The following is a 16133-nucleotide window of genomic DNA, read 5'->3' as shown; positions in this document are numbered from 1 at the left end:
AGAAAAAAAGTTGTATCGCCCGAATGGATGAGACGGATGGGCGATGGTTGTGAGAGTTTCTCAAGTCTACGCTAATGGTGTGTGCGTAAGTAAATCTCGCGTGCTCCGGCTAACCAACCCGGTTTCTCTGTCGAAACCGGGTTTTTTTGCGATTATTCTTGGGACAAACGCTGGATGGCTTCGCCTCCAAAAAGCCGATCGGCTGCTTGGAGAATACCGGGAATTTTAGCAGCGTGGGGACTGTGGGCTAGGCAGCGGCGCAAGTCTAATTCATGGAGGCGATGGCGTTCCGCCCCGCAAGCTACGGCTTTTTGGCCGGGGAACCAGTGGCCCGCATTACCTAAAAGGTTGTAGCGCATCTTGCAATAGTCGATCGTATCGTAAGCCTGCGCCAAATTCCACAGCCACAGAATCACATAAATATTAATACCTCCGGGAGTATTTTCGATAGTTGGTAAACCGACGTGCCAAGTCTTAAACCAATCTTCTCCTAATTTATCAATTGCTGCTTTTTCTAATTTTTCTAATATCGGTGGCAATATTTCATCGGCTCTATCTAACAATTCTACAGTTTTCAGATGCTCGTTAAAATCTTCAGGTTTTGCTGCGCCCAAACTCAAAGTGTGTACTTGCGGATGCGACAAACAAAACAAATCATTAAACACCATCGGACTCAACGGAGAACACAAGTCTACCAATTTTTGCGGCGGGCTGTAAAGTTGACCGCCTTTGTCGGAAGGACTGATAATAAAAACGCCCATATCGTGACGTTTAGCAGCTTCAATAGCTGGCCAATTACTTTGATTGATGTAGTACCAGTGCAAGTTAAGATAATCAAATTGATTAGTTTCAATTGTTTTGACAATCACATCCGTCGGGCCGTGAGTGGAAAAACCAATAAACCTAACTTTCCCTTCTGCTTGCAACTTTCTCGCCACATCCATGCAGCCGCCCGGACGCATAGAATCCTCTAGCAATTCCCACGTATTAATGCCGTGCAGCGACAGTAAATCCACGTATTCTAGTTGCAAATAAGCTAAGGATTTATCAAAGTCTTCGCGGAAGTCTTGCGAGTGTGGTTTGGGGCTAACTTTCGTTTGCACTATCAACTTTTCGCGGGGAAATTTCGGGAAAATCCACCCCAGTTGCATTTCGGAAGTGCCGTAACCGCGAGCTGTTTCTATGTGATTTATGCCACATTCAATCGAGTAGCTAATCGTCGCTTCTAGATTTTGTTGATTGTCTGAGGGAATTTCATTGGCTGGCACGTCTTGCCATTTATACTGATATCTCATGCCACCGCAGGAAAAGACGGGCATGGATAATTCTGTGCGACCGAATCTGCGATATTGCATCATAAACAGTTGACAGTTGACAGTTGACAGTTGACAGTTGACAGTTGACAGTTGACAGATGAATCGCGTGGTTTTTAGGATGGAGATTTATAAACCACCCTAAAAATATTCCTCCGTCATACAGGAGTTTAAACCCCTGAATTTTGACAATCAAAGTCAAGGTAAGCCCAAGTGCATTTAAATTGTATAGTCAAATTTAAGAAAAGTCTTGTGGGGAGTAGGGGTTGGACCAGAAAGCCCGCCCTAAAAATACAATTTAGATGCCCTACAGCTTAACTCCCATATTGCAGCATTCTCCTGAACAGGCAAGATGCCTGTTCCACAAAGAGTTTTTGACCGCCAGTGGGCAGTTTTGACTATTTAGAAATCTCCCGTACTACGGGTTTTCCGTCTTGGATTTCCCCGACTAAAACCAAATCGGTACAGTCTACAAACAAACCATTTTCTAACACACCGGGAATGTTATTCAAGCTTTTTTCCATTTCTCCGGGGTTGGCAATGTCATCAAATTTGACATCTATTACCATATTACCTTGATCGGTAATTACGGGGCCTGCTTTTTTCACACCCATGCGGAGTTCGGGTTGGCCACCCAATTTTTCAATGGCGCGCATCACTGGTGTTAATGCCATCGGTATAACTTCGATGGGCACGCGAAAAGTCGAACCCAATTTATCTACGATTTTGGAACTGTCAACTACTACAATAAATTGAGTGGCGAGGTAATCGACTACTTTTTCGCGGGTGTGGGCTGCGCCGCCACCTTTAATTAAGTTGAGGTGGGGATCTACTTCATCAGCGCCGTCAATAGCCACATCAATTCTGTCAATTTCATCTAGTGTTGTCAGGGGTACTCCGTACTGTTTGGCTAACACTTCTGATTGAAAAGATGTCGGAACTCCTTTGATGTCTTTGAGTTGACCGGATTTTATGCGATCGCCCAATGCTTGAATAGTATAAGCTGTAGTTGACCCGGTGCCGAGTCCGACAATCATACCAGATTTTACGCGATCGGCTGCAGCAAAGCCGACTTGCTGTTTCATCAATTTTACGGGATCTTGTTCTGTGGTCATGTTCGGTACTCCTTAATAGTTTTAAGATTATACCATTTATTATGGATTTATTTAACCGCAGAGAGCGCAGAGAACGCAGAGAGGAAGAAGAAGAAGAGAGGGAACTCGCAAATTATTTCAAGTGGGAACTTCTCTCTTTTTTCTCTGCGCCCTCTGCGTCCTCTGCGGTTAAATAAAAAAAATCTAGTTCACAAATCGGTGGATAATTGCCACAATGAAAATCGGCTTTCTCGATACCTACACTTGGGATTACAATATTGAAACTCCTTACTGCAAACCTTTGGGTGGCACTCAGTCGGCTATTTGTTACTTAGCTGAGGCGTTGGCTGCACAGGGAAATGAGGTATTTTTGCTCAACAATACTTCCGAGTCGGGGATGTGGCGCGGCGTTGATTGCAGGCGCAGGGTGGGGGACAAATCTAATTTAGAATTGCTGCGATCGCTCGATTTTTTAGTTATAGTCAATATAGTCGGCAAAGCGCTGGAAATCAAACCGCTTTTGGGGCATCGAACTAAGTTAATTTTGTGGATTCATAACGAACCGGGCTTTGTATTCCTCGAAAATTTTAAGAATGAGCGAGAAATCAATGCTTGCGATGCCTTTGTATTTGTCAGCGACTGGCAGCGCGAGCAATTTCATCGGCGCTTTGGGATTGACTCTAATCGCAGTTGTGTTTTAAGAAATGCGATCGCACCTTGTTTTGCTAACATTTTCGACGATAATATTTCTATCCTCTCTCATAAATCTCGACCGCCCATTCTAGCTTACACCAGCACTCCATTTCGCGGACTCGATATTTTGTTAAAAGTCTTTCCCGAAATTCGTCAAGCTGTCCCCGGAACCAGATTAAAAGTATTTTCAAGCATGAAAGTACACCAAATAGACGACAATGATAACCAGCTTTTTTTCGGTCAACTTTACCGCCAGTGTCAGGAAACAGAAGGCGTGGAGTACGTCGGTTCCGTACCGCAACCCGAACTCGTCCGGCAACTGCGTTCAGTGGCGGTTTTAGCTTACCCGAATACCTATTTGGAAACCTCATCTATTGCCGTGATGGAGGCGATGGCCTGCGGTTGCCGGATTGTGACGAGTGAATTGGCAGCTTTGCCGGAAACAACTGCTGGCTTTGCCCGTCTAGTTTCAATGTCAGGCGTGGAAAATTTTGCATCGATAACTAATTGGAAGCGGGCGGGCAACGCAGATTGGGAGGGATATACAAGGCGGTTTTTAGAGGCGATAGTCGGAGTTTTAAATGAGAACCTGGGTGCGGGCAGCGCCACTGCTGAAAATCATTTAAGACAGCAGGTAGAATATATAAATCAAGGGTGTACTTGGTCTGTACGTTCCCGAAAGTGGGTAGAATGGCTGAATAGTATTAGTGTAAAACCTGTAAGAGTGGCAGAGCAAATGATCGGGAATTCTTTAGTAGGTTTAGAGGCAGTGAGAGATTATTTTCAAAAGGGAAATTGGCGGAAAGATCAGGGTGATCTCGGTGGCGCTATCGAGAATTATCAGAAAGCTTTAGAGTTTAATCCAGGAGATGCAGAAGTTCATAAAAAGTTGGCGGAAGTTTATGTTTTGCAAGGAGAATTTGAAAAGGCGATCGCCTCTTGTAATGTCGCTCTTCAATTTCAACCCACTTTTGCTCCTGCTTACTTGACAATGGGCAATGCCCTGCACAGTCAAGACAAACTGGAAATGGCAATTCAAGCTTACTTGCAAGCTTTAAAAATTCAGCCGGAATTTGCCGAAGCTAGCGCGAATCTCGGCAGTATGTATTACAAGTTAGGGCAATTGGAAGAGGCTGCCAGTTATTACCAAAAAGCTCTGGTAATTAATCCTCAATTGTCTTCGGTAAATATGATGCTGGGCAGCGTTTTGCAGCAGCAAGGAAACTTAGATGCAGCAATTAGTTGCTATCAAAAAGTGCTGCATCTGCAACCGGGAGATGCCAGCGCTGCTGAGAAATTAGCGAGTTTAATCGCACAAAAAGAGCGGCAAACTACTGACAGCAACTTTATCGAATTAGAAACAGAATCAGGGGAATCGCAACCAGTATCTGTCAACAAAGATGAAGGCTACGGCTTGCAGCCTTCGAGTATCAATTTGCCGGCAGCGCCCACCACTCAGACTTTAAATACTCCGTTTACCAACCCCGCTGAACTTTCCGAAGAAGTTACCTCGCTCAATGTTCCAGATAGCGGACAAGTTGCCAATTTTCAAGAAGTAGAACCGTACAATAAACTCGCAGAAAACTTTTTAGTTCAAGGTAAAATTAAAGAGGCGATCGCAGCTTGTCAGCAAGCGCTAAAAATTCGACCGGATTTCATCTACGCTTACGTCACTTTAGGCAATGCCTTGCAAGCAGGAGGCAAAACTGAAGCTGCAATTCGATCGTATTCTCAAGCCCTAGTATTGCAGCCAAATTTTGCGGAAGTGCGCGCCAATATCGGCAGTATGTATTTCAAAATGGGGCGTTTGGAAGAAGCGATCGCCCATTACCAGCAAGCCATCGCCCTGAGTCCCGATTTAGCGGGAGCTCACTGGAATTTAGGGAAAGTATATCACCAACACGGCAACATCGAAGCAGCGATCGCCTGTTTTAAAAGAACATCCGAACTCAACCCGCAGCTAGTCGGTGCAGACTTCCACTTTAACTTAGGTAATCGACTTTTGGGCCAAGGAAAGCGCGACGAAGCCATCGAATGCTACGAAAAAGCGCTCGCCATTAAACCGGATTGGGCCGAAGCTTACGGTAACATCGGCAGCGCGCGATCGCAACAAGGAAATCTCGACGCCGCCATCGCTTACTATCAGAAAGCTGTAGCTTTAAAGCCACATTTAGAAGTTTTGCACTTCAATATAGCCAACTCTTTTTTACAGCAAAACAAGTACGATGAAGCGATTACTAATTATCAAAACACTCTGAAAGTTAAGCCCGACTGGCCGGAAGTTCACGCTAACCTCGGCAATTGTTTTTCCATGCAGGGGCGGCTGGAAGAAGCTGTAGCCAGCTATCAGCAAGCTTTGGCATTAAAACCGAATTGGGCAGAGGTTTACTGCCGGATGGGACACATTCAAAAACAAGATAAGCCGTTGGAGGCGATCGCCCATTTTGAAAAGGCGATCGAATGCAACCCCAAATTTAGCGAAGCCTACCAACAACTGTGCGACTTGCTAAGCCATTCCACCAACCTCGCCGGAGCCCGCAGCGTAGCCGACAAATACTGCGAAAACTGCGGCGATGTCGCCCCAGTCATGTCAGCTACAGCCTACGTCTTTTCCTACCTGCAATCAGGTGTCAGCAAACAGGCAATTCAGAAACTCGAAGAAATCGAAAAACTCTGCTACGAAAAGGTCGAAACCTTTAGCGGGATCGAACTAAAACTGCTCTACGAAATCTTCCTGTTTGCAGTTTCTCACCTGCGAGACAACCGCGAAAAGAATGCCAGTTTCTACAGACTCATTGCCAAAGAATACTACCAAAAAGCCGTTCCTAAGCGCCAGGAAATTAACAGAAGCAACCTAGCCAAGTACCAAACAAAAGAACAGCGTCCTTTAAAAATCGGCTTCCTTTCCAAACACTTTCGCCGCCACTCAGTAGGCTGGTGCAGCGAAGCTTTAATTCGCGAATTAAGCCACATCACCCCCCACGTTCACCTTTACGTCACCGGGAAACTCCACCGAGATGAGGTTACGCAGCGGTTTGAAGACATGGCGGGCAAGTTTTACTGGCCTAAAAAATATCCAAACGGCTTTGCTGATGGCGGTGAAATCTTCGCCGAAGTAGCGCAAGACAACTTGGATGTTTTGATAGACTTAGACTCGATGACAGTCCCAACAAATGTCGAAGTGCTGTATCAATATCCTGCGGGAATTTGCGTTTCTTGGCTGGGATTCGACGCACCCTACATTTCAGATAATCACTACTTTCTGTGCGACGAACACACTCACCCCCCTGGTGTTGAAAAAAATTACTTAGAACAGTTAGTAAGATTGCCTGGTGGTTCGGTAGCAATTGGCGCACTGCAAAGCATTCCTGTGAATCGAGAGGCGATTAGAAATGCTCTCGGAATTGGCTTAGATCAAATGACTTATCTGTGCGTTGCGCCAGGGAGAAAAACCAATCCAGAAATGGTACGAGCTCAAGTTACAATTCTGAAGGAAGTACCAGATAGTGTGTTAATCCGCAAAGGTCAAGGCGACCCCGATGTTATTCACAGCACTTACCGCCAAGAATGCGAAATTCAGGGAGTAGATTTTGCTCGGATTAAGTTTATAGGGCAAACCCGAAGTGAAGAAGAACATCGGGCTATTTATTATGTAGCCGACGTGCTTTTAGATTCCTATCCTTACAACGGCGGGACTCACAATTTAGAGGCTTTGTGGGCGAATTTGCCAGTGGTAACTCGATCGGGCGACCAATATCTTTCGCGGATGGGTTACGCTTTTCTGAAAAGTGCAAATCTTGATGTTGGTGCGGCGTGGAGTTGGGAGGAATACACGCAGTGGGGAGTTAAGTTTGGCCGCGATACGGGTTTCAGAAATGCGGTGAAAGAGCATTTAGTAAAATCTAAGCAGCCAGAACATCTCGCACCTTTGTGGAATCCTAAAAAGTTGGCTGAGGATATGTATGAAGTGTTTCAAAAACTGTTAGCTAAATAGGTGGGGCATTGGGCATTGGGCATTGGGCATTGGGCATTGGGCATTGGCATAGCAATCCCTCATCATTAGTGAACTCCTTTCTTACTCTCTTCTCTTCCTCTGTGCCCTCTGCGCCCTCTGCGGTTCAATAAAAAAAGAGATATCAGGTAGAGAAAAACGATTTCTGGATATTTTTACCCAACGCCCAGTAAAGTTTTGTAAAAAAATCCGTGAAAATGCGTAAAAATTCTGCGCCGAGTCTGATTAATACATAGCTGATTCATAGTACCGCGATCGCACTAACTTTATGCCAGTTAGGGCGATCGTTTTTTTAGTAATACCAGTTTCAAACAAGAATGCAACTGTAGACAAGCTCCCAACCAGCAGCTTCATCAGTAATTCCCAAATCAAAAATCAAAAATCAAAAATCAAAAATAACCTGATTACTCACTAATCGCCACTCGATCGCGCCCGCCCGACTTAGCTCGATACAATGCCTTATCCGCAGCTTCAATCAACATTTTTGGGGAATTTTGACTTTGCGAAACGGTCGCAACTCCCAAGCTGAGAGTCACAGAATCACTGACAACAGACTTAATGTGGGGAATTGCCAAGGCTTTGACGCGGCTGCGGATTCCCTCCGCAACCGCCTGTGCAGCCACGACATCCGTATTTGGCAAAATTACCGCAAATTCCTCGCCGCCGTACCTAGCAGCCAAATAAAGGCGTTCTGCGGGTGCGTTTGTGCAAGCCTCCCCGATCGCCCGCGCCACTTGCTGCAAACAAGCATCCCCGGCTTGGTGGCCGTAATTGTCGTTGTAAAGTTTAAAACAGTCAATGTCGCACAGAATCAAAGATAGCGGTTCCAAAGAGCTCGACTGTTCCCATTCTCGATTGATCACCTCGTCAAAACGGCGGCGGTTAGCTAGTTGAGTCAGACTGTCCAAATTCGCTAACCCGTCCAACCGCTGGTTGGCCGCAGCTAACTGCTGGTAAAGTAAAGATTGTTCGATCGCGATCGCCACTTGAGTCCCCAACTGACTCAGCAAATCCACATCAAACTGCTGCCACTGGCGGGGTGCCGAACAGTGGTGGGCAATCAGCAAACCCCACAACTTCGGCACTTGACAAGAGCTGTTACCTTCCCTCGGTTCTATTCCCTGCTGGACAATCGGCACTACCAAATTTGCCTTCACCTGACAAGTCTCCAAAAAATTAAGGTGACACTCGCTCAAATTAGAAGCATGAATATCCTCTATGGCGCGAATGCGACCCTTTAAATACTGTCCGATGTAAGTAGTGGCAAAACAGCAATCCTCAATTCCCATCCCCTTGAGTGGCATCCATCCTTCTGCAACCGACTCCACCACCACATCTCCGTTCCAGTCGGGTCGGAAGCGGAAAACCAGCACGCGATCTGTTACCAAAAACTCCCGCACTTCCGCTACTGTAGTGTTGAGAATATCTTGGAGATCCAGAGAAGAACGGATGCGCGATTGAATCTGTGCGATCAAACGTTCCCGTTCTATTTGTTGTCGCAGCGCGACTTGGGCTTGCTTACTTTCAGTAATGTCCCGACCTTCCGGCAGCAACAATACTATTTTGCCAGTTTCATCCGCGACCGGTTTGAGAGAAAAATCAACAGTTGCCGTCCGATTTACACCTTGAACTTCCACTTCATAGCGGACAAATTCGCCTTTTGCCGATCGAGAAATCGCCTCTTGCAACTGTTGGCGAACTTCCTGAGAATCTCCCCACCAAGGCAAAAGCCAAAACGGTTTATTGGCAACATCCCGTAGCTTAATTCCCGCAAAATCCAGAGAAGTTTGGTTAGCTTCCAGCAGAGTGCCGTCGGGTTTCAATAAGCTGACAAATTGGAAAGAAGAATCAAAAATTGCCCGAAAGCGCCTTTGAGAATCTCCCAACATTGCCGTTACCTTTTCGCGAGAGGTAATATCGCGGAAGCGCCACACCCTGCCAATAATATTTTGTCCGACTCTAATTGGCTGCGTATAGCGCTCAAAAGTGCGGCCGTCTTTAAATTCTAGAATATCGCAACCTTCCGACTCCGCATCACTATAAAATTCTTTAACTCTCTGCAAAAAAGCCCTCGGATCTTTAACTTGCTTAGTGAGGAATGCCAGCCGCACAGTTCTATCCATTGAGTTTCTAACTTCTTCATAAATTCCCCACATTTGGACTAACTTTTCGTTATAACTAATCATTTCTCCGGCGGTAGTAACGGCGAGAATGCCGTCTGCCGTTGCTTCTAAGGTAGCGTGCAGCAGAGACCGCGATCGCTCTAATTCTGCTGCGGTCAATTTGCGTTCCGTGAGGTCTCGGACTGCTTTCACCTGTACTAAACGACCTTCCCAAAATACGAATTTGCTGCGAACGTCAGCAGGAAAAGCAGTTCCATCTCGCTTGAGAAAAATAGTTTCACAGACTGTATTGCTGGCTGCAGAAATCATTTGCGACGCCTGTTTGTATGATTTGGGCGACAGTAGTTCCAGCAAGCTCATTCCCGCCATTTCCGCAGGTTCGTAACCGAAAAGTTGGGCAAAATTGCTGCTGACGCTCAAAATTGTGTCGCGGTCAGCCACAGCAACTGCTTCAAAATAAGCTTCGCATTCGAGCAAGCGCGCTGCTGGCTGGCTGCTGCCATTTTCGCCGGCCGAATAGCTGTTGTTAATTAACTGTTGCAATTGCGTATTTGCCGAGTACAAAGCGGTCATGGCTTGCCTGTACATAGCAGTACGTTTCTCGACTTTTTGTGCGAGGCGATCGCGATATTCTCGCAGTTCTTTTTCGACTCTAATTAAATCAGTAATATCTACTGCAAACACGATTACGCCAGCGACTTTACCTGTTTCATCGCGGTAAGGTATTTTATCTGTCCGCACCCAGCATTTTTGACCCGATGCTGTTGGTAATAGTTCGACTTGCCCCTGTTTGGGAACGCCAGAATTGATTACTTCCAAATCTTCTAAATAATATTGCTCTGCTTCGTCAGGATATATTTCATAAAAAGATTTACCTTCTAATTGAGCAGCAGGCAAACCTCTCGATGCAGCGGCGGCTTGATTAATTCGCAGCAGGCGACTTTCGGTATCTTTGAGCCAAATCATCGCCGGCACGGAATCAAAAATAATTTGCTGTTCTTGTTGCTGCAGGCGTAGTTCGGCTTCTGCTTCTTTTCTTTTTATTATTTCTTTTTGCAGTTTTTGGTTAGCTTTTTTGAGTTCAGCAGTGCGTCTTTCTACTCTTTGTTCGAGTTGATCGTAGTATTGCGTCAGCAAGTTTTGCTGCTGTTCGTGTCGCAATGCTTCTAATTTTAACTTTTCGCTAGCTGACAAACTTGAGGATACAAAATCTGCTAATATTTGCGTAAATTCGTGTTCTTCTTCCGTCCAATCACCGTCGGAACCCTGGCGTTCAACGCTGACTATTCCCGCCATTTTACCTGCTAGCACAATCGGTACGCTTAACAGGGAAGTCGTGCCCCGATCGAGCAAATAAAGACTGACAAGTTCTCGCGTTCTCGGGTCATTTTCTGCTGCCACAGTAGCGATCGCACTGGCAGATTTTAAAGCTTGAAAATATGCCGGACAGTCGGCTGCTGTGATGATGATTTGTACGGAATGGAGTTTAGTATTTTGTTCGTAAAGGTCGATGCAGTGAAGCTGCGTTTTGTCTTCGCCATACAGCCAAATACTGGCTCGATCGCAGTTGACAATACTAACAGCGGTTTCTGTTACTTCGCGGATGAAGCCTTCTATATTGTGGCGTTCTTTAAGTTGACTTTTGGCTAATTTTGCGATCGCTAAAGTTGGACTGCGCCAATTTGCTCTCTGGTTGGGCGACCTGGGTGACTGCGAAGCAGCCTTAATTTCTTCGCAAACTAACAGTATAGCCGGCCGTTGGAAATTCGCCATTGAACGACCATTAGTATTTTCCTCTATTTTCCAATCTACCGTCGGCATTGGGCGCGCGGTTGCTTTTACTCTAATAATCTTGCCGTCTTTGCAAGTCAAGCAGCCTTCCCAATAGGCAATTTTTGGAGTGGGCGTACCGTTTTCCGGCTGGGCCAATCCGGCAAATTCTGCCTGCATTTTGCCTTGCTCTTGGCAGTAAAATATGTTAAAAATTGAATGACAAATTAATTCCTGCGATTTGTAGGCAAGGCGAGACGCGCCGAATTGATTGAGCGAAAAAACTCTTCCCAAAGCGTCTAGAACGAAGTAAATGCCCGGAAAATTCTCGTAGAGAGTTCCATACCAATCTTGTTCGACTTGTTGGCTGCACGAAAGTTTGGCTGTCGCGAAGTTGCCGTCGGTGTCGAGCAAGTGAGAATAGTTGGTTTCGGGGTTGCTTGAATTACTTTTTTTAGCAAACACTTTTAGCTTAACTCGACTGTAATTAATTTTACTTTCTGGAATTTAACTTTTTTGTGAAACTAAATTAAACCTGTTGTTTGAAAAAAGTTACAACTTGTAACAAAATTACCACTTGTCCAGCACCCTGATTTTCGCTTCCCAATGCAACCACTGTGTTTGTTTGTAGCTGGTACACGGTCGGCCGACGATATTTCCCGCTAGTTGCAATGCCAGCAGGTTTAGCTGCAATTACCCAGTCTGTACTTTTAGCATCCTAGACAATAAAAAAAACCGGCAATCACTGATTTTAAGTATATACGATAACACTCAAATACCTAGTATTGGGACTGACCTACTTCGGATTCGGTTTGGGATATTGGCCGGGGCTGCGGATGAACCGGGCGACGGTTGCAATTATCGGGTGAGATGAGTGCGGTGGCTTTGGGGATACTCGACCTGAAAACTGCTTGGGAGGCGATCGACCCCAGTACGATGTTTTGTGTTGGGAATGACCAAGAATTTCTTCATGTGGTATCCGCCACGTGATTTATCCGTGGAATCAATCCAAAATCGAAAATCGAAAATTCTCAAGAAAGAGCATTTATCCGTGGGGTCGCCTCTAAAATCTAAAATCTAAAATCTAAAATCGATTGACGATCGTGAATCTAATTAATTAGACTGTTTAATAAATATTTATAATACTTAAGTTAAGTAAATCTTATAATGCACAATCGGCCACGAGCTTTAGTCCTATAGTTTATACTTAATCTTGTGCAGCAAACGCTAAGGAGGTAAGAAAAAGTGAGTATCCAACCCGCTGCGAAACCCAGACTTAATTCTGCGTTCAAACAACTGATGTCCTTACACTGGGTAATGTCAGCTTGCTATTTAGTGCTGTTTATTACCGGTACGTTTATGGCTCAATTGCCGAGAGAATTGTTTATTCGAGGCCCCCTGTACGATTTTCACAAATCCGTAGCCGTGCTGACAATGGCTTTGCTGACTTGGCGGATTTTAACTCTCCTCCGGGTATGGTGGAAAAAATATACGAAACGCCTGCCAAAGTTTACAAAGGAATGGTACAAAAATTTTGCTCTGCACGCAAGTTTGTACGTTTTTATGTGGCTAGTTCCGGTTAGTGGTTTCTTTTTTTCTAACTCTTTCAAAAGTAACAATGTGAAATTTTTCGGCATTGTTTTGCCGGATGTGTTTCCGCAGAATTCCGCAATGGTTGATCTGGGAAGGAGTTTGCATTTTTGGCTGGCGTACACATTTTTAGCGTTCGTAATTTTGCATATTTTAGAGCAGAAGAAAGTTGTGAGAGCTAATTGGCGTAGGTTGACAAATTTTGTTAGCACTAAGTTCCCAAAGTCTCAAAAGGTGGGATAAATTTGCGATGGGGTACTATAGCCTTTCGAGCTCTCATAGGAGGTACTCATGGGCATAGGGCATAGGGCATAGGGCATAGGGCATAGGGCATAGGGCATAGGGCATACCTCACCACGCTTGAGAACCGCTATATCTGAATTGGTAATGATAAATTGACTGCAAAACTCGCTATTTTCCACGGTGATATTGTGAAACTTGTCCCATCATCTAACTTCTGGGGCAAATTTATGGGTTGTTCTAATAAATCGACGGGGTGACTAATCGCCAAACCCAAATCGCTCTTTAATTCCAACTTCGCCTCTTCACCATGACACTCGTAACACCGCAAAATCCACACATTAGAATCGTCTTCCGATTGTTTGAAAGCCATCAACACTAAATTTTCGGCGGACAAATCCAAAAACTTGCCAACTGTCGGCAGAGTCTTGTGGCCATTTTCCTCTAACTTGGGTAACACCTTTACTAGCAGCGGTAAATTCAACTCGTACCCCTGTCGAACTGTGCCGGCATCCTGCCAATTTCCAGCATGGGGATAGACGGCACAAGTAAATTCGGAAACTCCTACATCTGCTTGTTCATCCGGCCAAGTCGAGCCCCGAAGCAAAGTCAGCCGAATTTGATTTGGTTGAAGGTCGCAACCGTATTTGCAATCATTGAGCAAACTCACTCCAAAACCATCATTGCTGATATCAGTCCAGCGCAAAATCGGCACTTCCCATTTGGCTTTTTCGGCGGGTGTTTGCGGCTTGGTTGTGCGCTGAATCGCACCGCCGGGAATTTCGCAAGTTACAAAATCTGCTTCTACATTTAACCCAAAGGCTGCTTTTACTAAAACGTGCTTTTCTTGCCAATCTGTCACTGTCTTGATTTTTAGCAGCGGCGAACCTACTTCTACTATATAATCTTGGCAAAACTCCGACTTGCCAATTTGTCGGACTACGCGCAAACTCTGCCGTAATTCCCCCTCCTCTACCCAACAAATATCTTTGAGTATCGGCGCTGGTAGTTGATGTTTTTCATAATTTGGGTCAATGTTCCAAGCATCCCAATATTGGCCGCTGTCTTGAAATGCTTGCAGTTGATTGCCACCGGCTGCATTCAGGACTTCTCGGTTATTTACTTTATCCCAAATGCTGGATAAATCCCCGGTTTTGCCGTCTACTGTTGCCCGAATAAATTCATTTTCTAACACCATTTCTGCGGTTGCAAAATGCGTTTCTTGACAAGGTGTGTTTTTTTGTGCTATACCGTATGTAAGTTTCGATAACTCTGTCTTTTTTTCAGTTTCTGGACTCGCGGACGCATTATCCACAGTTTGAGCGTCTTCGCGACACAGCCAAAACACCTGGTAGCCAACGGCGGGGATATTATTTGCCCAAAATAACAGTGTAGAGTGCGATTGCGGTCGATCGCCCCTGACAATCTGCGAAGCCAGTCGCCGTCGCGAAAAATCGTAAATTTGCCAAGCTGAATCAGCGGCATCGGGAAGCGGTACAGCGACAACCTCAGAGCGCGACCAATTGAGAGTATTGAAAATCAAAATTGGTTGAGCGTCGGGCCCAGGAGGGGAAGGGAGAGAAATTTGAGCCGAGATGGCATCCAAAGATTTTAGCAGGATTTCGCGACAAGTGCGATCGACCTCAGCAAAAGCTAGATTAGCATCCGCATAAACTTGGGCGATCGCAGAACCGGGCAAAATATCGTGAAACTGGTTAAACAAAATTTGTTTCCAAGCAGATTCTAACTCAGATTTCGGATAAACCGCACCAGTACAAATAGTGGCCAGCGAAGACAGCAACTCCGCTTGGTAGAGCAATTCTTCGCAGCGGCGGTTTTGGCGTTTTTGGTCGGCGCGAGTCGTGTAGCAACCCCGGTGGAATTCTAAATAAAGTTCGTCTTTCCAAACGGGAAGAGTTTTGAGTTGTGAGATGGGAGGATTTGCATCCGAAATTGCCGACAAGTTGGACAATTCTAGCGCCCGCAAATTCTCCTGATTATCCGATTCAGAAACATCGCTTTCGGGCTTAGTTGCGGAAATTGCCGACAAGTTTGACAATTCTAGCGCCCGCAAAATCTCCTGATTGTCCGATTCGGGAACATCACTTTCTGGCGTAGTTGTCGCAACTTCCGGCAAAAACTGACTCTCAATCAAAGACAAATAATCAACCGCTTTCGCAAACTCCAACTTCGGGAAAAAAGGCGACATTTTCCAGCGTTTCGCCACCTCCAACATATCACGAGTCGGGCCACCGCCGTGGTCGCCAACCCCAGGCAACCAAAGAGCATCTTGCAAACCAGTCTTAACTTGCCAGTCAAAAGCATAACTTGCCATTTTCACAGATTCTATGCCTTCACCAATGGGAGGAGACATCATACTAAATATTTTAGTACCGTCCAACCCTTCCCACCAAAACGCACCGTGCGGAAATTCCGTTGAATCATTCCACCGCAACTTTTGCGTCACAAAATAATCAACTCCACCTTGCCGCAAAATCTGAGGTAATTGCCACCCAAAACCGAAAGTATCCGGTAGCCAAGCCACCCGCATCAATTCCCCAAATTTTTCTTTTGCATAAAGCTGTCCGTAAAAAACTTGCCGCACCATTGACTCAGCGGAAATCAAGTTTAAATCCGGTTCTACCCACATCCCGCCGACAACTTCCCAACGTCCGACGGCCACCTGTTTTTTAACCGCAGCAAATAAGTCCGGCCGATGTTCTTCCATCCAAGCATAAAGCGCCGGAGTAGAATGACAGAAAATCAAATCGGGAAACTCCGATTGCAATTTCAATACCGACTCAAAAGTTCGCTTGGCCGCTTCCCAAGTTTCCGGGACAGGCCACAGCCAAGCCAAGTCTAAATGAGCGTGACCCACCAAATAGATTTTACCTGTATATATAGATGTCAGCTCACCACTTTCTCCTATATATATAGATGTCGGATTGCTATTTTCTCCCACATCAAAAACCTCATCCCTTCTTCCTCCCTCTGCGCCCTCTGCGGCCTCTGCGGTTCCCTCATCTAAATCCCCCAAAAAAGATGTCAGTTCACCACTTTCTCCTATATATATAGATGTAGCCTCGCTATTTTCTCCAACCTCCGAAACTTCCTCCCTTCTTCCTCCCTCTGCGGCCTCTGCGCCCTCTGCGGTTCCCTCATCTAAATCCCCAGAAAAAGATGTCAGAGCACCACTTTCTCCTATATATATAGATGTAGCATCGCTATTTTCTCCAACCTCCGAAACTTCCTCCCTTCTTCCTCCCTCTGCGGCCTCTGCGCCCTCTGCGGTTCCCTC

8 protein-coding genes are annotated in these 16133 nt (G+C 45.6%); 3 read left to right on the top strand and 5 right to left on the bottom strand.

Annotated elements, in window-relative coordinates; genetic code table 11:
- Nucleotides 1-152: 152 nt before the first annotated feature.
- Both QUB12_RS01585 and rpiA read right to left on the bottom strand, forming a co-directional pair.
- Nucleotides 153-1358: an aldo/keto reductase gene (locus tag QUB12_RS01585; RefSeq protein WP_333305168.1), complete on the bottom strand. Its 1206-nt coding sequence runs from the start codon at nucleotides 1356-1358 to the stop codon at nucleotides 153-155.
- A 353-nt stretch (nucleotides 1359-1711) separates the two neighbouring features.
- On the bottom strand, nucleotides 1712-2428 hold the full coding sequence (gene rpiA / locus QUB12_RS01580; RefSeq protein ID WP_333140306.1) for a ribose-5-phosphate isomerase RpiA: 717 nt from the start codon (nucleotides 2426-2428) through the stop codon (nucleotides 1712-1714).
- Between the two features lie 214 nt (nucleotides 2429-2642).
- On the opposite strand from rpiA, the gene QUB12_RS01575 reads away from it, so the two are divergent.
- Nucleotides 2643-7094, top strand: coding sequence for a tetratricopeptide repeat protein (locus QUB12_RS01575; protein ID WP_333140304.1), 4452 nt, complete (start codon nucleotides 2643-2645; stop codon nucleotides 7092-7094).
- Nucleotides 7095-7337: 243 nt separating this feature from the next.
- Here the strand turns inward: QUB12_RS01575 and QUB12_RS01570 are convergent, their stop codons facing one another.
- On the bottom strand, nucleotides 7338-7466 hold the full coding sequence (locus QUB12_RS01570; protein WP_333140301.1) for a hypothetical protein: 129 nt from the start codon (nucleotides 7464-7466) through the stop codon (nucleotides 7338-7340).
- A 50-nt stretch (nucleotides 7467-7516) separates the two neighbouring features.
- On the bottom strand, nucleotides 7517-11470 hold the full coding sequence (locus QUB12_RS01565) for a PAS domain S-box protein (RefSeq protein WP_333305166.1): 3954 nt from the start codon (nucleotides 11468-11470) through the stop codon (nucleotides 7517-7519).
- 387 nt (nucleotides 11471-11857) lie between these two features.
- Here QUB12_RS01565 and QUB12_RS01560 point away from each other — a divergent pair, with 387 nt between their 5' ends.
- Nucleotides 11858-11995 carry a hypothetical protein gene (locus tag QUB12_RS01560; RefSeq protein WP_333305164.1) on the top strand — a complete coding sequence of 46 codons (138 nt, stop codon included), beginning with the start codon at nucleotides 11858-11860 and terminating at the stop codon, nucleotides 11993-11995.
- Nucleotides 11996-12250: 255 nt separating this feature from the next.
- Nucleotides 12251-12838 carry a cytochrome b gene (locus QUB12_RS01555; RefSeq protein WP_333140295.1) on the top strand — a complete coding sequence of 196 codons (588 nt, stop codon included), beginning with the start codon at nucleotides 12251-12253 and terminating at the stop codon, nucleotides 12836-12838.
- A gap of 127 nt (nucleotides 12839-12965) precedes the next feature.
- On the opposite strand, the gene QUB12_RS01550 is transcribed toward QUB12_RS01555, so the two are convergent.
- A complete protein-coding gene (locus QUB12_RS01550) occupies nucleotides 12966-15902 on the bottom strand; it encodes an alpha-mannosidase (protein WP_445300649.1) in 2937 nt (978 codons plus the stop codon).
- Nucleotides 15903-16133: the final 231 nt, after the last annotated feature.

The organism is Microcoleus sp. B7-D4 (genome assembly GCF_036705125.1).
Taxonomy (GTDB): domain Bacteria; phylum Cyanobacteriota; class Cyanobacteriia; order Cyanobacteriales; family Microcoleaceae; genus Microcoleus.
Note: the sequence above shows the minus strand (reverse complement) of the source record. Positions and strands in the feature narration are given on the sequence as shown.

Bases quoted from the DNA above. Each gene is read 5' to 3' on its own strand.
- rpiA (WP_333140306.1), bottom strand. From the start codon at position 2,428: ATGACCACAGAACAAGATCCCGTAAAATTGATGAAACAGCAAGTCGGC.
- QUB12_RS01575 (WP_333140304.1), top strand. From the start codon at position 2,643: ATGAAAATCGGCTTTCTCGATACCTACACTTGGGATTACAATATTGAA.
- QUB12_RS01570 (WP_333140301.1), bottom strand. From the start codon at position 7,466: ATGAAGCTGCTGGTTGGGAGCTTGTCTACAGTTGCATTCTTGTTTGAA.
- QUB12_RS01585 (WP_333305168.1), bottom strand. From the start codon at position 1,358: ATGATGCAATATCGCAGATTCGGTCGCACAGAATTATCCATGCCCGTC.